This is a genomic window from Pseudomonas sp. WOUb67 (assembly GCF_050058005.1).
GTDB lineage: Bacteria > Pseudomonadota > Gammaproteobacteria > Pseudomonadales > Pseudomonadaceae > Aquipseudomonas > Aquipseudomonas putida_R.
The window spans coordinates 3,703,377-3,720,310 of sequence record NZ_CP170112.1; the positions used below are offsets into that span (position 1 = coordinate 3,703,377).

The following is a 16,934-nucleotide window of genomic DNA, read 5'->3' on the forward strand; positions in this document are numbered from 1 at the left end:
TTGTGTCAGTTGATATAAATGAAGGAAAAAAGAAATTCTTTAACAATGTTCGCACTACTAAGCTTATGGAGAGTGCGCGAAGCAAGTTGGAAGAACAACTTCGCGAAGGGGCTAGAGGGACAACGGTTTCTTACCTTTTACGGTTCACTCTTAGCGCTCTGCACGAGTTTCAAGTGCGATGCGATAGTTTTGAAGAGGTTTGTGGGTATAATATAAAAATTTACAACGATAGATTTGACGAGTTGTTAGAAAGGTATTTGGGGGAGTCGAACGATTTGGCCTCCTTGTTTGGGTGTTGCTATCGTTTTGTATGCGAATTTGATTTCGTGAGCGAGTCGGGGCTTGGTAGTACCTTATCGAACGAAAAGGTTAATTTGATAGGGATTGATTTTGGGGATTACGTGGAGGCGTCTCTGCAATTTCAGTTTGCCAATACTCAAATGTCTGCTCTCGTGCTAAAAAGAATTCTGGCTCATCCGGATGTCAGAAATTTCACAAAGTTTGAGGGGTTTGTTTCCAATGCCTGTGAAAAATTTAATAACTTTGAAGTTGAGTATGCCAAAAAAATTAAGCGAATTGGGGAGCTGGAAGATCAGCTGATTAAAAGTGAACAAGAATATAATTTTGCGAACCTCAATGACGGATTCGCGAAGCTCAGGGCGGCAAAGATTAAAGAAAAAATATTATCTTTTTCAGGTCTAGTTGTGATGGGGGTGGTGTTGCTAATAATTCCGGTGCTAAAAATTTCGGGGGTCTTTCCCGCCGTCGAAGATCAATTCGATAAGCTAATCGCTTTAGTGGTTGTTTTTGGTGTTGAGTTTTTGATGATTTATTTTTTTCGTATCTTCTTGGCTAATTTTCGGGCGATCAGTCAGCAAATTCTGCAGATTGATCTTCGTATGACGTTGTGCAGTTTCATTGAATCTTATTCTGATTTTGCCCTGGAAGCTCGTAAGAATGACAAGGAGGTCCTTTCTAAGTTTGAGGAAATTATATTCAGCGAGGTTTCATTTGGTGACTCTAGCCTTCCATCTGCTTTTGAAGGTATTGAGCATATAAGCTCAGTGATAGGGAAGATTAAAGGCAAGTGACCTAGCTAGGTATACCGTGTTTTCCCCCATCTGTGTCGCCCCGGCTAGAGGTAAAGGGGTAATCTCCATTGTTTGTGCCACCCTCGCCGGGGAGGCGTTATCGTTGAATAGGGGAAGGCGCTGGCGGGCAGCGCTTGGCGTTACGGGCGATTGTCGTGATCGCAGTGGCGGCAGTCTTCGTAACTGGGCGAAGGCACGAACCGGCCACAGCCTCCGCAGTTCTGGATGCTGGCCGGCACCCGCCGTCGCCCTGGCTTGGCCAGCACAATTCCGGTCCCTTGCAGAGCCTCTTTGATATTCACGTCACGCTTGTGCACCAGGCGCCGGGCCTTTGCCTCGAGGTAAGCCAGAGGCCAGATCACCGCTTCCTCTGAGGTGTTGCCGATCGCTTCGGCAGCCTCAAGGGTGAGGTGGTGTGCCTTCTCGAATCGGAAGGTGTGGCCTATTGGCCACCTGGCCACGGCAATGTCGTTCCCGTTCCAGTGCCCAGGGATCTGCAGGACAACACTGCACCCTTGGGTCAGCTGGTCGCAGGCTTCCTCCAGGCTGATGTATTGGTGGTCGACGCCGAGATGTGCGCGGGCATCGACGTAGTCCTTCGGCCATGGAATGTCTGTTTCCCGGTGGCCGCAGGCCTGCTCCTGGGTGAACAGTTCGGCCTTGTCGAGGTTGGTGGTATAGCCGCCACCAAGGGCCCAGAACATGAGGCCGTCACCCGTGTTGCTGCGGCTGTCCTGAAGGTAGAACTGGCTCATTGCGCGCTCCTTGATCAGGCTTCAGCAGCGCGCTTGAGCTGATTCATGAGCTGCGTCGGGAGGTTCTTGATGGTCAGGCTGGCGCTGGCCTGGTCGAACTCGACGCGCTCGCCCAGAAGGTGCGCTTCGAAGCTGATCGACATGCCTTCGGCGCGGCCGGTGTAGCGGCGGTACTGATTCAGGGTGCGCTTGTCTGCGGCAAAGCTCTCGGACATCCCGTAGTCGCCGGCCCGGATGAAGTCGGCGAAGGTCTTGGGCCTATCTTCGTCCAGCGCTTCGGACAGCTCGGCCAGGCTGACCGGCTCGCCGATCTTGTCCTGCGCTTGTGCATAGGCCACCAGGTGCTGACTCTTCTCGCTGGCGGTTTCGGTCGGCAGTTCTTCGGCCTCTACGAAATCTTTGAAAGCCTTGAGCAGAGTGCGGGTCTCGCCCGGGCTGTCGATACCCTCTTGGCAGCCGATGAAGTCTCGGAAGTAGTCCGAGGTCTTTCGCCCCTTCTTGCTCTTGATGAACGAGATGTACTGTCGCGACGCCGGGTTGTTCTTCCACTCGCTCAGGTTGATCCGGGCGGCGAAGTGCAGGGCGCTGGTATCGAGGTTGCGTGAAACCGAAACGGTGAGGTCGTCGGCAACCGAGATCGTCTCGGCCTCACGCAAGATGGCGATGGTCAGGTAGTCGGTCAGGCCCTGTTGGTACATGGCGAAGAGCACGTGCCCACCAACAGCCAGGTTGGATTCCTCCATGAGGCGCGTCAGGTGCTCAACCGCGGTGTGCGTGAAGTCGAGGAACTGCATGTCGCCGCTGACGACCTTGGCAAGCCAGCCGCTGAGGGGGTAGGCACCGGATTCGCCATGGAAGAAGCCCCAGGCCTTGCCGGTCTTGGCGTTGTAGCCGTCGTTTACATCGTGCACCAGGTTCTCGATGGCGCCGCTCTCCGGCAGGCTGGCGCTGGCCATGTGCAGGGCCGCTGGGCTGCCGTCCGGCTTCTTGTCGATGAAGTGCATCACTGCGTGGAGAATGGGCATGGGTGTTCCTCCGTGGCCGGCTGGCGGCATGGTGGCGATGGGTCAGGTGTTTGTGTTCCGCCTGTCACGGCGGGATGTCACGCTATGCGAATCAGCTTTTCGAATTGTTTGTCCGTGAGACGGTCGGCACCGTGGATCAGGCGTGTTATCAGGTCCTGCTCTTCCTCTATTTCGGCGCGAATCATCGAGCGCTTAAGCGCGTTGTCAGTGTTGTGATAGAGGTCCGTGACAATGCGGCGTGACAGAAGCAGTGCCTCCCGCTCCTCGGCAGACAGCTTGTCGCGCTCGCGCTGTTCCTTCTTTCGTTGGGCTGGCGTCTTCGCCATGGCCGATATCTCCCAAGCCGCTGGGCGGCAGATTGATGTGTTGCTGGCGCCGGCCGTGCCGGGCACGTGCGGTGGTTCGGTTCATGCTGCTTTCTGCTGATTCCAGGCCCCGACAGCGGCAAAGATCCTTGCGGCCTCTGCTTCGTCGAGCGTTGTGTCGGTGGGAATGGCGATCCAGCCGGCCGCGACCAGGTGCTTCGGGTTGGCTGTGGCCCGCAGGTCGGTGTAGGTGGCCTCGATCACGTCGGTCAGGTGCTCGGCCCGGTAGTTGCCCTGCGGCGCGACCTCGATTGACTTGTGGTACCGCTCGCCAAACTCCGTTCGGCACAGCACGCTCAAGTAGATGGTCCAGCGGTGCGGGATGTCGCACACGGCATCAACCACCTGGCGCACGCAGATCTGCTTGAGGTTCTTACAGTTGACCAGCACCTGCTGGCCGCTGGGGTCGATGTTCACGACGGCCGCGTGGTTGGCCGAGACCAGCGCCCGGGACGTCCGTTCGAGTCGGGAGCGCATGTTGTGCGGCTTGCGCTTGCTCATTGCCGCGTGCCTGTCTTGCTTGCCGCCCCGGCTTCCATTGCATCCACGAATCGCAGCGCGGCTCGATAGCTGAAGGCGAATCCCTGGACAGTGCCAGTGGAAATCTCCACCACATCCCAAGTGCCGCCTTTGCCGGAGGCTTGGTAGCGCGGTGTTCCCTGGGCTATTCGAGCGAAAGCTTCGTTGCGCGCTTCCTGGCTTCGTTCAAGCAAGGCAGCGAGCACCATCCGCTTGTCCTCGAAAGCTTTATGCACGGCTGTTTGCATGAGTTGGTCCTCAGTGGGTCAGGCGTGGAGCTCGAAGGCCTCGGCCTTGCGAACGATACGAACTTGGGCGGTGCGGCGCTCCGGCGCACGGCGGTCGCGGCGCATTGGGTCGCTGTCGTCGATCACCGCATGCATGGCGATGAGGCCGGCGAGGGCGATACAGAGCGGGCTGATGATCTGCTGACGCATGGCCTTGGTGACCGCTTCGATACGGCGCCCCGCCTCCAGCTTGAACAGCGCGGCCTCGATGCGGTTGGCCACGGTGCCGGGGCTGACTGCCATTTCGCGGGCGATTTCTTTGGTGGTGAGCCCTTGGGCCACCCACAGCAATGCTTCGAGCTCACGCGGAGCCAGCGCCTTGCCGAGCTGGCCAATCCATGAGCCGCAAGTGATCGTGTCCATGAGCTGTTATCTCGGTTTGGCGCCGTCCAGGGCTTCGCGCAGTTGCAGGACAAGCGCAGTGGGAATGGTAAGGGACCGGCTGTCCTCATCGATCGAGTCCAGCGATGCAATTAAATTGCGTGACGCGGTGTGCACTGCTTCAAGCCTGGGCTTGGGTATCGAAGGCCCTTTCATCGAGCCAGCAGTAACTCGCTTCTTGCCACTTGCCTGAGCTTTCTCTAGTTCGGCTCCCAGCACCTTGCCAGCACTGTCTCCGTGTTCCCGGACGACTTGTGCAGCTGTTGTAGCTGAAACGTGGCCGGCAGCTACCAGGTTCTGCACATCAGTGTTTGCGTTGCCGACAGTGAGCACCTGCTCGACGTGCTGCCGTGTCTTGCCGACTTTGGTGGCTATCTGCTCCACCGACCAGCCGAAAGCCCGGAGGCGCTTGTAGCCTTGAGCCAGCTCCAAGGGGGAGAGCTTTTCGTTTTCCTGGCTGGTGATGATTCGTGCCACTCGATCGGCATCGCTGCCTTCGAACGCGATCACGGGCACCCAGGCTTCCAGTACCTGTGGCCTATCTTTGTTGGGCGTCCGTGGCAGACGGCCCTCGGCATCAAGCTTCAACAGCGCCCGGCGCCTGCGGTGGCCATCAACCAGCCAAACACCACCTTCGGCCCGTGGGCGAACTTCCAGCGGAGGGATTTGACCGCCTGCTGCGATGAACTCTGCGAGAGCATTGATGCTCGCTTCGAGTGCATCGCCTTCGGTGCGGAGGTTGAAACCTGGCTCCTCGTGCAGATCCTCCAGTTGAACCTTCATGGCATCGGCGCGCCGCACCTCGCCATCCTTGATCATTTGCTTGAACGACTTCGCCATTTGAGTTCACTTCCGTTGGGCTGCATTGGTCGTGACGCTCGCTGCCGTGTACCTCCCGGACCAGGGGAGGGAGAACGTCACGAGCAATTCAGCCGACTTAATATGCATAGTGGTGAGCACTACGCGCCGTAATGTCCACGGCTGTGCGCTTTAAGAGGGTGAAGCTGCATCGGGGCGTGATCTGCGGGCTTGCTCAAGGCCCTAGATTTTTCAGCGCGTGCCATTTCAGGGTTGCGCCCTTACTTCCGTCACTGGGTGGCCCGCTTCGCGTCTTACCGCGGCAGCGAGAGCCAGATCACGCCCCGATGCAGCTTGGTGATGGGGGGCAGGTGGAACTGGCTTCAAAGGCCGCTCGCTCCAGCTCCATGCATTGCTCGTAATGGGCCATCGCGATCGGCATGTGAGAGCTATCCAGCGGCCATTTACTGACCTTGCAGCCTTGGCCCGCCGGGCAGTGGAAGACGAACAGCTCGCTTTCGCTCTTGTCCATCTCCAGGCTCACTTGGGCGCCGCTATCGAAGCGGTCTTGGATAATCGTGGTCATCGCTAATTGCTCCAGTGGATTCCCCCTGATGCGCCCCACTTGAGGCGCACCGGGGAATCGTCTGGCGTCACCGCCTCAGATGGCAGCTCTGCGCTCATTGCGTTGGCCGTGGGCTTCCCTCGCATCGCCTTCTATCTGAATACGGCGGTGGTCATTGGGGATCATGTTGCTCCGCGCTTGAGTGCAGCCCTTTGGCCGGCTGAGTAGGGCACGTATGCGCGGATTGCCGACCCGGTTCATCGGCTGGGCTTAATGCTTCATTGGCAGGTTCCTCCTATGGTTTTTGATCCGCTCCATGCTCGTCGCCGGGTTTCCCCACCTCTGCCTGCTGCAGCTACTGGCTACGCATCAGGTGGCTCGCATGGTTTGGCGTCCTCCCATGGGGGAGTCCGGCAGCTATCCAGAGGCTGCGTGGTCGACGACTTAGCTTGTTCCGACCCAGGTAATGGCCTAGGTGCGTCGAGGTGGTCACGTCTGGTTGTGTAAAGAGCGGTGGCTGCCGGAGCTGCCTGGCCCGATGCAAATGCAAGCGAACTTGCATTAATGAAAGCATGCTTGCACTTTGAATGCAAGCACGCTTGTGTAATTTTAGAATACTGTATATGCATACAGTTAGTAGGAGGCTTCTGATGTCAGCTCAGGAAAAATTCGCCCGCAGGGACGAGCTCACCGGACTAGAGCGCTTGGGGCTGAGGGTTTCAGCGATGATCAACTCACCGCTGGCGCAGTTCGGCAGGAAGGTTCTGATCCATCAACTGGATACGGACAGCGATCAGGCTTGGGATGCGATCATGGAGCTGCTGTCAGAGACCGACCACCTGGAGATGACGTTCTGTGACGACGGATCAGTGATCCTGCAATGGGATACGCCGACAGATGATGATCGGGTGATAGAGAGGGAGGTGGAGCTTGATCTGGTGCACCATGGAGAGGAGGGTGCGCCTTTCTGATGTTAGCAGCGGTGGATATGCTGCTCTATCCACGTGTGGATTAGTGTCTGATTTTTGTAATAAACAATCAATGTTGCACCTATTGCCGGGGCGAGCGATAAAGCACAGAATATATACAAGGTCGTTTTGACGACCTTTTTTTGTTTGTGTATATTTTCTTTTGATTTCAGGATTAGTTTTTGTAAGTTCTTAGGGTATGTGGGTAGTGTTTTCGTGAGATTGTCAAAAGATGCTTCAAGGCTGTTATTGAATCTTTCTACGTTGAGAATTTGATTGGCAAGAATCCCAACTAAAATCAAAGATGTTATAAATAGTCCACTTACTGCTACGGAAACTTCTAATGTGCTAGTGGCTTTGTCTAGCGCAAGGAGTGCAACAAGAGAAACGGGGAGCGCGAGAATTTTTCCCGCGAGATCACTGAAGGCGGCGCTGAGCTTGGCTCCATAGTCGAGCTCAGCTTGAGCGAATTCTTTTCTCGTTTTCTCGAAGGAAAAAGAGTGGATATATATTTGGAAGTTTTTCCAGTAATTCTCTATTATCAAATCCCACGATTTCAGAATGTGCATGAATTTGCCATTCCGATCTTCGGAAAGATTATCTAGGCATTCGCATATTGCGCCGTTAAGAATCGCCCTTCGCTCTTCGAGGTGAAGCCTGCCTTGATGCTCTTCGTTTGCGAGGCCTCTTATCAGAGAAGTTTTATTAAGGTCTATAGATAAAATGTCTTCGCTGATCTTTGTCTGTACAACGATTGTTTTTGGGGGCTTGTTAGGTGCGGCAGGAATTGAAAAAACCAGGTTGTAGAAGCTGGCTTGTGGATGCTCGGATGCTGCAACCTTTGAAAGGTTCTTTATCAGATCGCACACCTTTATAATTCGGATATTAGAATCGTTAACGATGTTGTCGGAAGGGGCCCAGTCTTCATCGATTATATAAAAGCTTTTTAGATGATTCCCGCTTCCGAGTGATGGTGTTTTCTGAACTAAGTCTGAAAAGCTTTGAAAGAAGCTGTTCTCTCCTGCTGAAACAATGGAGAATTCAAATGTTAATTTCGAGTCTTTCAGACGGTCATAACTCATTTCACCAAAATTGCTTGGCAGGTTTTTGACTTCGCTGAATAGCCTGAGCAGTTGGTCGTCCACCATCCCTTCGTAGCAAAAAGAGCCATTCTCAGTAAGAGGAGGCTTTCCAATTTTTCTATAAAGGTCTATGACCGTCTTTAACATGTCTAATTGCTTCCGGTGCGCTTGTCTAACTCGCCTTGAATAATCCGTTTCATCGACTCAGGAACGTCTGAAAAAGTCAAAGTGCCTTCGGAAGAATTATAGCATACAACGTTGTCAGGGCTAGCGCCAAGTGCGCTTCTGTCAAATTGCATCGACCATCGATTGGACTTGCCTTTGATTTTGGTTTTTCGGTCCAATACTGATTTATTAACAGTGAATTCAGCGGGAATTTTGCTTTCTTCAGAGTTTAATGTTTCCGTCAAGTCTTCAAGGGTCGCTACGAGATCTGCCTGCTCCGGGGGAATGGCTGAAGAGGCAGCCGCGTGTAATCCTTGGAGAGTGGCTTTTTGTTGGTCTTTCTGTTTCTGCGCTAAGTAAACAATAACGTTCTCTTTGGCTTGAGAGCTGTATTGAGCTAGCTCGCTTTTTCCTCGGAAAAAGTCTTCAATCACATCGATAGAGTTTGAGGTGGCTCTGGTGGAAGCGATACCAGGAGCGCAGCCGAGTCCTTTGATGAAGTATGCTGAGGCCTCACTATCCCGCCCTTTGCTGATGAAGCACAGGTAGGTTTTATCTGGCGAAGATTCTTCGCCGTCGTCATCTGCCTCATCCTCATCTTGCGGCTGTGAGATCATTTCTGACAGTCTAGCTAGATTGATTCGGCATGCCTGATGAACTGCAGACATGTCGATATCTACGCTTTCTTCAGGTATGTAGTCTGGACCGAGGCGAAGGCCGTTCCTTTGTTTAATATTGGCAATCAGGACGAAGGGGATTGCTTCGCTAGTGTAGTGTGCAAATAATGTATGGCCGCCTGTAGCGAATGTTTCGGTCTTTGCTTGCTCGATAAGTTCCTCTAGGGCAATGTGAGTGAGGGATTCAAAATCTTGAGCAGACAAGCTACCGAGAAACTGCTCTGCTGTCGCAGGGAATCGCCCTTGCCGATTGTTGTTTTCAAATTGCCCCCAGACAACATTGTTTCCTTTTTTTCCCAGCAGACTATTGATTCCTTCTGCAAGGGATATAACTGTTGGCTTTTCTGGGTCGAAGAGTTGCTTTCTAACTGTTTTGCTGTTGTCTACGGTTAGTGTTCCTTTTTCTTTGTCAAAGGAATGAATAACAGCGTGGATAAGCGTGAATGCCATGAATGATCCCTATATTGGCAGAGTTTCATATTTTTATACTTTTTTTGCGTTCCAGACCAGCAATACTTTGGCATGTATAGCTACGTCATCAAATCTAGCGGACTGCTTGTCGTAGTTCTTATTATCTGAAATCAACCATACGTAATCTTCGTCTTGGCGCTGTAATCGCTTAATTAACAGATCGCCATGCCAAGTGAGAACATACACCCCCTCGCCTTGATACTCATTCACACCCCGGTCAACGATCACTGGATCTTTATCGTTGATCGTCCCCTCCATGCTCTGCCCCCAACCTGTGATCATCGACAGAGCCTGGGCTGAAGTGTACGTCACGCCTTTCTCGCGCAGCACCTCTTCTCGGATGACCACATTTCGGATGACTTCGCTGTACTCGGCTGGCACCTGGCCGTGGCCCATGGCTGCCCGGATGTCGTACTGGGGGATTGATATGTCGCCATCGGCCGGCAGGGCTGTAGCAATGATGAAACCACTGCCTTTGTCTCCAGCCGGGTCTTCTTCGACCGCGCGAACGATGCTTTGCCGTGCCTCAGAGCTCAGCCCCTTGCCGTGCTTCTCAAGCATCTTTCTAACGGCATCTGCTGCTGAGCTGCTGCTTCCGGAATCCTTCGCCGCCACTGCCTTGGCTTCGCTTTTACGGGGAGGTTCGCCTTTTCCTGACAGAAGCCAGTCGACAGACGTGTCGTAGCCCTCGGCGAGAGCCACAAGGTTCTCGTTTTTGATGTTTTCAGTGTCACCAGCAAACCATTGGCGTACAGCCTCGTAGCTGATGCCGCAGGTGTTGGCGATATCTCGCTTGACGTTGCGCACGCCCAATTCAGGGCGCCGAGCCAGCACGAGCTTAGTGATTCGGTCTGTGGTCTTCATGTGCGCAATCTACAAGGTTGCTTGTCAAGCATGCTTGTTTTGAGAATGCAAGCATGCTTGAATATTAAGACGAGCAAAGGAGGTCGCCATGACCAAAAGCCAGGCAATCAAACATTTCGGGTCAATAACGGCGCTCGCAAAGGCGCTCGGCGTGACCTACGAGGCAGTCCGTCAGTGGGCAGATGTGCCTGAGCTGCGCCAGTACCAGATCGAGCGGATCACGAAGGGTGCGCTAAAGGCCGGGAAGGCAGACGCAGCGGCGTGACCGTGAGCACATTTTGATCTGCCTGGCCTTGCGCCAGTAGATGGCCAAAACACCTGCGAATCCATCCAGTACAGGAATTGCAGACGAAAAAAAACCGCCTGGCGGGGCGGCTTCTCTACAACAAACATCGAGGTCGATTATGCACCGCATGGCCGATGCAGGCAATACCACGCATTCCACGTCAGGTTTTGGCATTCCGCCAAGTCTGACGCGTCAGGCTGTCAGTCATGGAGGGCGTTCGTAATGGCACGTATCCGCACCATCAAGCCTGAGTTCTGGACCAGTGAACAGGTCATGGAGTGCTCGGCGATGGCTCGGCTCCTGTTCATCGGGATCTGGAACTTCTGCGACGATGCAGGCAACCACCCGATGTCCCCGAAGACCATCAAGGCCCTCGTTTTCCCTGGAGACGACATCACTGCGTTAACGGTTGAAGGGCTGCTCGCTGAGCTGGTATCGAACCGACTGATCACCATCTACGAGGCGGCATCGAAGCAGTACCTGCACGTCAACGGATGGCACCACCAGAAGATCGATCGACCTACTGTAAAGCACCCTGAATTCGTTGAGCCTTCGCCGAGTGCTCTCCGAGAAGTCCGCGAAGGCTCGTCTAGCGGTGATCGAGGCCTCACCCCCGGAAGGGAATGGAAGGGAAGTAAAACACACTCTCCGCGTGAGCCGTTCGCGATGTTCCTCGATTGGATTCCCGACCAGGTTCAGCTTGAGGCTTACGCCAAGCGTTCCGGGGTAGCTATCGAGGAGTTCTCGGAAAAGGCCATTTCGGGTTTTGTCGTCCATCACGACGCGAAGGGGCTGGCCAAAACCGAGAGCCAGTGGATCGCCGATCTGGTCGGCTGGAGAAAGCGCGACCTTGCGAATGCAGCGAAGGTCATTCCTCTGAGGGCAGGGCCTGGTGGCCAGCAGCTCGATGACAGTGATACGTCATGGATCGAGCAAGGAAGTGCCCAATGAACCCAGTCGCAGTTCTCACGCACGGCCTGTGGGCCAAGGTTCAGTCCGGCCAGCACATCCCTACTGGTTATGAGCTTCCCGATGAAGTGAAGGCCGAGCTAAACCGGAAGACAGCGAAGGTAATCAACGATCTGTTCCGCGATCTGCGCTCGATCTGCACCGCTTGGAAGCAGGCGTGGCCTGACCAAGTCACCTACGACGCCTCAAAGCAGCAATGGCTGACCGCGTTCCTTGAGGCTGGCATCTGCAATCCAGAGCAGTTGCAGTTTGGGCTGATGCGCTGCCGCCAATCGGGAGCAGCGTTCATCCCGCCGCCCGGCGAGTTCATCCAGTGGTGCCAGCCGTCGCCAGAAATGCTCGGCCTTCCAGCCGTGGAGGCCGCTTTTCGCGAAGCAACGCGCAATGCCCATCCTGCGATGGCTGGCCGGAGCAAGTGGAGTCACGACGCGGTGTGGCACGCGGCCAAGGAGTGCGGATTCGAGAACCTCAACAAACTGCCATCCGATGCCAGCGCGAATCTGTTCGAGCGCAACTACACCATCGCGGTTCGGCGGCTTATGGCTGGTGAGCCGTTGCAAAAGATGCCACTGGCTCTCCCCGCAGAGGCTACCGCACCACGTACCCCGCAAGTCGGGAACTTTGCCTTGGCAGCCATGCGTGCGCGCTTGGCGGGGCGCTGATTAATCAATCTGCAAGGAGGCGTTTCTGTGCGCCAATCAAAACTGACCAAGGCCGCTCGCGGTCGGGAATGCCAGGTGCGCATCCCGGGCGTCTGCAACGGCAACCCGGAAACCACCGTCCTGGCGCATTACCGCATGGCTGGCACCTGTGGCATCGGCAGCAAGCCGCATGACCTGCAGGGCGCCTGGGCCTGCAGCGCTTGCCACGATGTCTGTGACGGGCGTAGCAAAGCGGTAGACCGAGAGACGGCGCGCCACTACCACGCTGAAGGGGTGATGCGCACCCAGGCGATTCTGCTGGCTGAGGCGGTGGTGGTCGCATGAGCGCGACTCGGGAAGTTAAGTTGAGCGAGGCCGAGGTACGCCGGCAGGCCGCCGACAAGTCGGTGCGTGACCTGCGCGATCCGCGTCATCCCGGCCTGTACCTGCGATTCTGGAGCAACCGGGAGCGCGGCACCTGGCACCTGGTGCGCGGCAAGCAGTGGGTGCGGGTCGCCCGCTGGCCAGACCTGACCGTGGCAGCAGTGATTGCCGAACTGCCCGCTCTGCGTCAGCGCCTGCTGCGTGACCCTGCTACCGCGCTTGTGGTTTCGGGCATGGCTACCGTGGGTCAGCTGCTCGACTGGTACGTCGACCGGATGGGGCGTGATCGCTCGCTGTCTGCAAAGCGCAAGGCCGCCGCTCGCTCCGCCATCGGGCAGCACCTGCGCCCATGCTTGGGCGATCTGCCAGTCAAGTACGTCACCGCCGAGCTGATCGACAAGCACCTGATCTGGCCGGCCCAGGCCAAGCTATCGCTGTCCTATCTGCGGCAGATGTTCGGCATGCTACTGACCGCCTTCCGCCAAGCCCTGAAGCTGGAGATGATCGACAGCAATCCTCTGGCCGGAGTGCGCTTCAGTGACTTCACCAAGGCACGAATAGCCCCAAAGGCTTCCCGCCTGCGCGGTGTACACCTGCCCGAGCTGATGCAGCAACTGACCCAGGCATTCGCGGCGACCCCGCACGACGCCATGCTGGCCCTGATGATGCTGTCCCACGGTACCCGAATCGGCGAAACCCGCATGGCCCGCTGGAGCGATGTAACCCTGACTGCTGCCGAGTGGTTCATTCCTGCTGCTCACACCAAGACCCGTACCGAGCACCGCCTGCCACTGACCGTTCAGGTCAAGGCGCTGCTGATTCGGTACCGGGCTATTCAACAGGCCCGAGGGTATCAAGGTGTCTACCTGTTCCCGAATCGCCGTGGTCACTACCTGAGCGAGACCCAGGCCAGCATGGTGTTCACCCGCCTGGGGCAGGGCGAGTGGACCAGCCACGATCTGCGCAAGGTGTCGCGCACCACCTGGACCGACCTCGGCATCGACGGTCACATCGGCGAGATGCTGCTGAACCACACGCTGGGCAAGATCGCCAGCACCTACATCCACACGCAGGCCATGGAGCAGCGCAAGTTGGCTCTGGAGAAGTGGCATGCGTGGCTTGACCGGATCGGTTTCACCGCCATCCACGGCCTTAAAGAGACCTTATTTGAAATCCCGCAGAAATCGCCACAAGCCAATGGAGGCGAGGCCTCGGGCGACCTTAGCGAATTAGTGATTAGCGAGGATTTGAAATGAAGAACATCGACCAGATTCGCACCGAATTTGAGCAGCGTTATCCGGTACCGAGCGGGCTCCGGTGGGACGCAGGTGTGGGTGTCTCCGGCTATTACGTCCTGGAGTGCGCTGCTTGCTGTACGGATGTGTTCATGACGATCTACAGCGCCCGTTGGGAGACCTGGCTGGCGTGCACCAAGGCGCTACGCATTACCAATCCTTTTCCTGTCCAGATGGGTGATCCGGACGCAGCATGGGCCCGGGAGGTTGCCGAGAAGTCCTTGCAGTCCCAAGGACTGAAGGTGGTTGGTTGATGAGGAACCACGGCCCAGCCTTCAAGAGGGCCGTGATCGAGTTGGCTCAGTGCCCTTTGTGCCGTGGGAGAGCGGTCACTCAGGGCCTGTTTCATGAACTGCCATGCGACCACTGCAACGCCTCGGGCTGGGTAGTGGCTGCAACTGGCGAGGCCCTGGCCCTGGATGAACTGGTGACCCAGCTCAGCATGAGGCTTCGGGCAGCGACGCGGCAGATCGAGCAGTTGAAGAAACCTCAGGCATCCGGGCCTGAGGCTACATATCAGGGAAGCAACCGGCGCGGCGCCGGTGGCACCAACTACACCGGGGATTGAGGGGGAAGGACATGATCTACAGCAGCGCATCAGGTGCAGTGGTTGCCGCTCTGGCGGCGGGCGAGAAGGGATCAGCGAAGGCCCAGGCCTGGCAGAAGCTGTACAACGCGGCGGAGGAAGAAGGTGGATGCTTGGCGTCGCTGGCCAGGGAGTCGGGAGGCGTGGACCAGGCCCAGATCGACTTCTGGGTGTCTGCGCGACTGCATCACATGCTCAAGCCGCAGCACTGGGATGCATTGGTGGCGAAGTACAGTACGGACAAGGCGAAGAAGGTCCAGGCCATCACGTTGGTGCGGCCGCGCATTGCCAGCCCGGCCTCGCAGCTGTTCATCTACAAGGCGGTCACGGCCTGGGCCATCCCGAAGCTCAAAGGGGCTCGACGCAAGCCGCCGCGTTCCGTGTCGGTTGAGATCCCGCTGGATGCCTCGGCCTGGAGGCGTGACGCCACCGTGAATGCTGCCGTGGCAGCCGGCCAGGCTGAAAAGAAACGCATCGAGGCACTGCAGGAGGGTGTGATTATCCTGCCGGACAGCTTCTACGACATGAACACATGGGACCTCGACGCCACGCCGGAGTCGACACGCCGCCGCTGGAGGGCTGAAATCAACGAAAAGCTCGACGGCCTGGTGGATGATGCGTTGGCTGACGTGAAGGTGATTCTGGATGCTGAAGGGTTGCTGATGAAAGAGGCCGCGTGATTGCCTGTTGACATCAGTGAGCGACTGAGCGAAATTATACCCATCCTGTCATTCCTGCGCGTTGCTGAGGAGTGGCACAAAAGCCCGGCCATTGTGCTGGGCTTTTTGCTATCTGCCAGATGTGAAATCATCCGTCCTTTATCCGAAAAGGGAATGAGTGATGGGTTTAACAGCTGAGCAGGAAATTAATCGTATGGTTGATGCCCTTCAGAATATGGCGACAAAGGAATTCGCTGATGTCAAATCGAGCGAGCCTTTCGAGACTCGCGTCAGCAGCGGTGATGACAACCCTGAGCACGCCAAGCTGATTGGTAAGGGCGTACAGCTTGGTCTTCATGATCATTTCAGTCCCGAGCGGGTCAGTGTTGAGGTCGTCGAAACTGGCTACTTAATCCGAATCCAGAGGGCGTAATTCACCCTGCTGTTAACTATCAGCTTTCACGAAGCCTCGGCACTTGCCGGGGCTTTTTCGTTTTCGGCTCCACCACACCCATCGCCCCGAGCTAGGAGTGCTGATGGGGCCGAACCTACTCCGCTCCCCAAAAGGGAGGAATCGAGATGGCCCATATGCCAGAGAAAGATCCCGGCCTGTGGGCCGCCCTAATTGCCTGGGTGCTCGCCCATCAGCCCCAACTGTATGCAGCTGGCTTGTCTGTCGCGATCGCCGTCCTTCGGGTGGTGTACGGCGGAGGCACCCGCCGACAGATGTTTTTGGAGGGTGCCTTGTGCGGCCTCATCACCCTGGCCTTGGTGCCACTGCTCGAATGGATGGGCCTGCCACAAGGCATGGCCACCTTCGCTGGCGGCATGGTCGGTTTCATGGGTGTGGAGAAGCTTCGCGGCTACTCCGACCTGTTCCTATCTCGCAAGGCTCAGGGGTAAGTAGATGATCACATTGACCGACAGCAACGGCCTCAAGCGATACCTTGCTACCGCCGCCATCGCTCGTGTGGACGAAGCCTGCATCAGCAGTCAGTGGCATGGCATCTGCGCCATCGTTCGCATGTTCGACGGTCAGGTGCTGGAGGTTAAGCAGCGGGCTGATGACATCGTGCGTCTGATCACCGAGTCGAAAGGCTGATGGCCAGGCTTAAGACGCTCGGCTCCCGCATCAAGGAGAGCGCAGGCTCTCGGGTCAAGGTGGTGAGCCCTGGCGGTTGGCGAAGCGGCATGACCAGCTCCCAGCGCGGCTATGGTTACAAGTGGCAGCAAGCCCGAGAGCGGTACCTGCACGACAACCCGCTTTGCGTCTACTGCGAGCGGAACGGACGCACAACTGCCGCCAGGATTGTCGACCACATCGTTGCTCACCGTGGAGACATGGTTCTCTTCTGGGATCAGACCAACTGGCAGAGTCTCTGCAAGCCTTGCCACGACTCCGTGAAGCAGGCTGAGGAGGCGGCGGGGCTGGGTGGCTAACACGTCAGCGGATCGCCGAAACCCAACGCGGTGAGGCAGAAGCACGCCAATGACGTGCCGCGAAAGGGGTAGGGGGGTCAAAAGCTAAGGATTCTCATCTAGCTAGACCGCCTCCGACCCCACGTAGACATTTTTCTCCCCCCTAAAGGTTTTTGTTAATGGTGTTAACAGACAAACAGCGACAGTTTGTTGACGCTAAGGCCCGGGGTGCGTCCAACAAAGAAGCGGCGGAAGCCGCGGGTAGCAAGCCCTCGACGGCTGCTGCCGCTGGTTCGCGCTGGGCCAATGATCCCAAGATCGCATCCGCTATTTTGGCTCGCAGAGCAGAGCTAAGTGTTAACCCTCAGCCGAAAAAGCGGCGCGGCAAAGCGAAAGCCGATGAAGCCAGCACGGAGCCAGTCGAGATCAATGAAGCCGATGGCGAGTTCCTCAGTTGCCTGCCTTCCACTGATGATCCATTGGTCTGGCTGCTCGCGCTGATGAACGAACCCCGGGCGAAAGTGTTCGACCGGCGCAACGCTGCGCAGACCGCCGTGCCATATGTCCACGGGAAAAAGGCCGAGGCGGGCAAAAAAGAGCAGAAGGCGGAAGCCGCGAAAGAGGCCGGCAAGGGCAAGTATTCCCAAAGCAAGCCGCCCCTTACTGTCGTCAAGGGGTGACG

Annotated in this window: 26 protein-coding genes; 15 read left to right on the plus strand and 11 right to left on the minus strand. The window is 56.5% G+C overall.

The window, feature by feature from the left end; genetic code table 11:
• Window positions 1-2: 2 nt before the first annotated feature.
• Window positions 3-1,091: a hypothetical protein gene (locus ABOC32_RS16610; protein ID WP_426807999.1), complete on the plus strand. Its 1,089-nt coding sequence runs from the start codon at window positions 3-5 to the stop codon at window positions 1,089-1,091.
• Between the two features lie 140 nt (window positions 1,092-1,231).
• Here the strand turns inward: ABOC32_RS16610 and ABOC32_RS16615 are convergent, their stop codons facing one another.
• From ABOC32_RS16615 to ABOC32_RS16650, 8 genes are all read right to left on the minus strand, one after another.
• Window positions 1,232-1,846 (minus strand): hypothetical protein, encoded by a 615-nt coding sequence (locus ABOC32_RS16615; protein ID WP_426808000.1) that lies wholly within the window; start codon window positions 1,844-1,846, stop codon window positions 1,232-1,234.
• 14 nt (window positions 1,847-1,860) lie between these two features.
• Entirely contained in the window at window positions 1,861-2,871 is a 1,011-nt protein-coding gene (gene yejK, locus ABOC32_RS16620) for a nucleoid-associated protein YejK (protein WP_426808001.1), read from the minus strand.
• Between the two features lie 77 nt (window positions 2,872-2,948).
• A complete protein-coding gene (locus ABOC32_RS16625; RefSeq protein WP_426808002.1) occupies window positions 2,949-3,197 on the minus strand; it encodes a hypothetical protein in 249 nt (82 codons plus the stop codon).
• A gap of 81 nt (window positions 3,198-3,278) precedes the next feature.
• A complete protein-coding gene (locus ABOC32_RS16630; protein ID WP_426808003.1) occupies window positions 3,279-3,737 on the minus strand; it encodes a hypothetical protein in 459 nt (152 codons plus the stop codon).
• Window positions 3,734-4,003 carry a hypothetical protein gene (locus ABOC32_RS16635; protein ID WP_426808004.1) on the minus strand — a complete coding sequence of 90 codons (270 nt, stop codon included), beginning with the start codon at window positions 4,001-4,003 and terminating at the stop codon, window positions 3,734-3,736. The genes ABOC32_RS16630 and ABOC32_RS16635 overlap by 4 nt, the downstream gene beginning before the upstream one ends.
• 18 nt (window positions 4,004-4,021) lie before the next feature.
• Window positions 4,022-4,405 carry a response regulator transcription factor gene (locus ABOC32_RS16640; protein WP_084296774.1) on the minus strand — a complete coding sequence of 128 codons (384 nt, stop codon included), beginning with the start codon at window positions 4,403-4,405 and terminating at the stop codon, window positions 4,022-4,024.
• Between the two features lie 6 nt (window positions 4,406-4,411).
• Entirely contained in the window at window positions 4,412-5,263 is an 852-nt protein-coding gene (locus ABOC32_RS16645; RefSeq protein WP_426808005.1) for a ParB/RepB/Spo0J family partition protein, read from the minus strand.
• 295 nt (window positions 5,264-5,558) lie between these two features.
• A complete protein-coding gene (locus tag ABOC32_RS16650) occupies window positions 5,559-5,807 on the minus strand; it encodes a hypothetical protein (protein WP_426808006.1) in 249 nt (82 codons plus the stop codon).
• A 629-nt stretch (window positions 5,808-6,436) separates the two neighbouring features.
• On the opposite strand from ABOC32_RS16650, the gene ABOC32_RS16655 reads away from it, so the two are divergent.
• On the plus strand, window positions 6,437-6,757 hold the full coding sequence (locus ABOC32_RS16655) for a DUF1654 domain-containing protein (RefSeq protein WP_426808007.1): 321 nt from the start codon (window positions 6,437-6,439) through the stop codon (window positions 6,755-6,757).
• Between the two features lie 2 nt (window positions 6,758-6,759).
• Here the strand turns inward: ABOC32_RS16655 and ABOC32_RS16660 are convergent, their stop codons facing one another.
• The 3 genes from ABOC32_RS16660 to ABOC32_RS16670 are packed head-to-tail and all read right to left on the minus strand — an operon-like array spanning window position 6,760 to window position 10,013.
• On the minus strand, window positions 6,760-7,983 hold the full coding sequence (locus ABOC32_RS16660; protein ID WP_426808008.1) for a hypothetical protein: 1,224 nt from the start codon (window positions 7,981-7,983) through the stop codon (window positions 6,760-6,762).
• A 2-nt stretch (window positions 7,984-7,985) separates the two neighbouring features.
• A complete protein-coding gene (locus ABOC32_RS16665) occupies window positions 7,986-9,128 on the minus strand; it encodes a nucleoid-associated protein (protein ID WP_426808009.1) in 1,143 nt (380 codons plus the stop codon).
• A 33-nt stretch (window positions 9,129-9,161) separates the two neighbouring features.
• Window positions 9,162-10,013: an XRE family transcriptional regulator gene (locus ABOC32_RS16670; protein ID WP_426808010.1), complete on the minus strand. Its 852-nt coding sequence runs from the start codon at window positions 10,011-10,013 to the stop codon at window positions 9,162-9,164.
• Window positions 10,014-10,101: 88 nt separating this feature from the next.
• On the opposite strand from ABOC32_RS16670, the gene ABOC32_RS16675 reads away from it, so the two are divergent.
• From ABOC32_RS16675 to ABOC32_RS16735, 13 genes are all read left to right on the plus strand, one after another.
• Window positions 10,102-10,278, plus strand: a complete 177-nt coding sequence (locus ABOC32_RS16675) for a Cro/CI family transcriptional regulator (protein ID WP_125464606.1) — start codon at window positions 10,102-10,104, stop codon at window positions 10,276-10,278.
• A gap of 243 nt (window positions 10,279-10,521) precedes the next feature.
• Complete coding sequence (locus ABOC32_RS16680) at window positions 10,522-11,250, plus strand: DnaT-like ssDNA-binding domain-containing protein (protein ID WP_426808011.1); 729 nt, start codon at window positions 10,522-10,524, stop codon at window positions 11,248-11,250.
• The gene (locus tag ABOC32_RS16685) at window positions 11,247-11,930 is read left to right on the plus strand and encodes a replication protein P (protein ID WP_426808012.1); all 684 of its coding nucleotides are present in this window, start codon (window positions 11,247-11,249) and stop codon (window positions 11,928-11,930) included. The genes ABOC32_RS16680 and ABOC32_RS16685 overlap by 4 nt, the downstream gene beginning before the upstream one ends.
• 27 nt (window positions 11,931-11,957) lie before the next feature.
• Window positions 11,958-12,254, plus strand: a complete 297-nt coding sequence (locus ABOC32_RS16690) for a DUF1364 domain-containing protein (RefSeq protein ID WP_426808013.1) — start codon at window positions 11,958-11,960, stop codon at window positions 12,252-12,254.
• Entirely contained in the window at window positions 12,251-13,549 is a 1,299-nt protein-coding gene (locus tag ABOC32_RS16695) for a tyrosine-type recombinase/integrase (RefSeq protein ID WP_426808014.1), read from the plus strand. The genes ABOC32_RS16690 and ABOC32_RS16695 overlap by 4 nt, the downstream gene beginning before the upstream one ends.
• Entirely contained in the window at window positions 13,546-13,842 is a 297-nt protein-coding gene (locus ABOC32_RS16700) for a hypothetical protein (protein ID WP_426808015.1), read from the plus strand. The genes ABOC32_RS16695 and ABOC32_RS16700 overlap by 4 nt, the downstream gene beginning before the upstream one ends.
• A complete protein-coding gene (locus ABOC32_RS16705; RefSeq protein ID WP_426808016.1) occupies window positions 13,839-14,156 on the plus strand; it encodes a hypothetical protein in 318 nt (105 codons plus the stop codon). The genes ABOC32_RS16700 and ABOC32_RS16705 overlap by 4 nt, the downstream gene beginning before the upstream one ends.
• Before the next feature lie 11 nt (window positions 14,157-14,167).
• Window positions 14,168-14,854: a hypothetical protein gene (locus tag ABOC32_RS16710; protein WP_426808017.1), complete on the plus strand. Its 687-nt coding sequence runs from the start codon at window positions 14,168-14,170 to the stop codon at window positions 14,852-14,854.
• A 193-nt stretch (window positions 14,855-15,047) separates the two neighbouring features.
• Window positions 15,048-15,266 carry a hypothetical protein gene (locus ABOC32_RS16715; RefSeq protein ID WP_426808018.1) on the plus strand — a complete coding sequence of 73 codons (219 nt, stop codon included), beginning with the start codon at window positions 15,048-15,050 and terminating at the stop codon, window positions 15,264-15,266.
• Window positions 15,267-15,412: 146 nt separating this feature from the next.
• On the plus strand, window positions 15,413-15,736 hold the full coding sequence (locus ABOC32_RS16720; RefSeq protein WP_085600379.1) for a phage holin, lambda family: 324 nt from the start codon (window positions 15,413-15,415) through the stop codon (window positions 15,734-15,736).
• Window positions 15,737-15,740: 4 nt separating this feature from the next.
• The gene (locus tag ABOC32_RS16725; RefSeq protein ID WP_426808019.1) at window positions 15,741-15,935 is read left to right on the plus strand and encodes a hypothetical protein; all 195 of its coding nucleotides are present in this window, start codon (window positions 15,741-15,743) and stop codon (window positions 15,933-15,935) included.
• Window positions 15,935-16,273 (plus strand): HNH endonuclease, encoded by a 339-nt coding sequence (locus ABOC32_RS16730; RefSeq protein ID WP_426808020.1) that lies wholly within the window; start codon window positions 15,935-15,937, stop codon window positions 16,271-16,273. The genes ABOC32_RS16725 and ABOC32_RS16730 overlap by 1 nt, the downstream gene beginning before the upstream one ends.
• Before the next feature lie 158 nt (window positions 16,274-16,431).
• The gene (locus tag ABOC32_RS16735) at window positions 16,432-16,932 is read left to right on the plus strand and encodes a terminase small subunit (RefSeq protein ID WP_426808021.1); all 501 of its coding nucleotides are present in this window, start codon (window positions 16,432-16,434) and stop codon (window positions 16,930-16,932) included.
• Window positions 16,933-16,934: the final 2 nt, after the last annotated feature.

Bases quoted from the DNA above. Each gene is read 5' to 3' on its own strand.
- ABOC32_RS16680 (WP_426808011.1), top strand. From the start codon at position 10,522: ATGGCACGTATCCGCACCATCAAGCCTGAGTTCTGGACCAGTGAACAG.
- ABOC32_RS16710 (WP_426808017.1), top strand. From the start codon at position 14,168: ATGATCTACAGCAGCGCATCAGGTGCAGTGGTTGCCGCTCTGGCGGCG.
- ABOC32_RS16640 (WP_084296774.1), bottom strand. From the start codon at position 4,405: ATGGACACGATCACTTGCGGCTCATGGATTGGCCAGCTCGGCAAGGCG.
- ABOC32_RS16655 (WP_426808007.1), top strand. From the start codon at position 6,437: ATGTCAGCTCAGGAAAAATTCGCCCGCAGGGACGAGCTCACCGGACTA.
- ABOC32_RS16675 (WP_125464606.1), top strand. From the start codon at position 10,102: ATGACCAAAAGCCAGGCAATCAAACATTTCGGGTCAATAACGGCGCTC.
- ABOC32_RS16730 (WP_426808020.1), top strand. From the start codon at position 15,935: ATGGCCAGGCTTAAGACGCTCGGCTCCCGCATCAAGGAGAGCGCAGGC.
- ABOC32_RS16650 (WP_426808006.1), bottom strand. From the start codon at position 5,807: ATGACCACGATTATCCAAGACCGCTTCGATAGCGGCGCCCAAGTGAGC.
- ABOC32_RS16720 (WP_085600379.1), top strand. From the start codon at position 15,413: ATGGCCCATATGCCAGAGAAAGATCCCGGCCTGTGGGCCGCCCTAATT.
- ABOC32_RS16625 (WP_426808002.1), bottom strand. From the start codon at position 3,197: ATGGCGAAGACGCCAGCCCAACGAAAGAAGGAACAGCGCGAGCGCGAC.
- ABOC32_RS16615 (WP_426808000.1), bottom strand. From the start codon at position 1,846: ATGAGCCAGTTCTACCTTCAGGACAGCCGCAGCAACACGGGTGACGGC.
- ABOC32_RS16670 (WP_426808010.1), bottom strand. From the start codon at position 10,013: ATGAAGACCACAGACCGAATCACTAAGCTCGTGCTGGCTCGGCGCCCT.
- ABOC32_RS16645 (WP_426808005.1), bottom strand. From the start codon at position 5,263: ATGGCGAAGTCGTTCAAGCAAATGATCAAGGATGGCGAGGTGCGGCGC.
- ABOC32_RS16685 (WP_426808012.1), top strand. From the start codon at position 11,247: ATGAACCCAGTCGCAGTTCTCACGCACGGCCTGTGGGCCAAGGTTCAG.
- ABOC32_RS16735 (WP_426808021.1), top strand. From the start codon at position 16,432: ATGGTGTTAACAGACAAACAGCGACAGTTTGTTGACGCTAAGGCCCGG.
- ABOC32_RS16630 (WP_426808003.1), bottom strand. From the start codon at position 3,737: ATGAGCAAGCGCAAGCCGCACAACATGCGCTCCCGACTCGAACGGACG.
- ABOC32_RS16695 (WP_426808014.1), top strand. From the start codon at position 12,251: ATGAGCGCGACTCGGGAAGTTAAGTTGAGCGAGGCCGAGGTACGCCGG.
- ABOC32_RS16665 (WP_426808009.1), bottom strand. From the start codon at position 9,128: ATGGCATTCACGCTTATCCACGCTGTTATTCATTCCTTTGACAAAGAA.
- ABOC32_RS16715 (WP_426808018.1), top strand. From the start codon at position 15,048: ATGGTTGATGCCCTTCAGAATATGGCGACAAAGGAATTCGCTGATGTC.
- ABOC32_RS16635 (WP_426808004.1), bottom strand. From the start codon at position 4,003: ATGCAAACAGCCGTGCATAAAGCTTTCGAGGACAAGCGGATGGTGCTC.
- ABOC32_RS16700 (WP_426808015.1), top strand. From the start codon at position 13,546: ATGAAGAACATCGACCAGATTCGCACCGAATTTGAGCAGCGTTATCCG.
- ABOC32_RS16660 (WP_426808008.1), bottom strand. From the start codon at position 7,983: ATGTTAAAGACGGTCATAGACCTTTATAGAAAAATTGGAAAGCCTCCT.
- yejK (WP_426808001.1), bottom strand. From the start codon at position 2,871: ATGCCCATTCTCCACGCAGTGATGCACTTCATCGACAAGAAGCCGGAC.
- ABOC32_RS16725 (WP_426808019.1), top strand. From the start codon at position 15,741: ATGATCACATTGACCGACAGCAACGGCCTCAAGCGATACCTTGCTACC.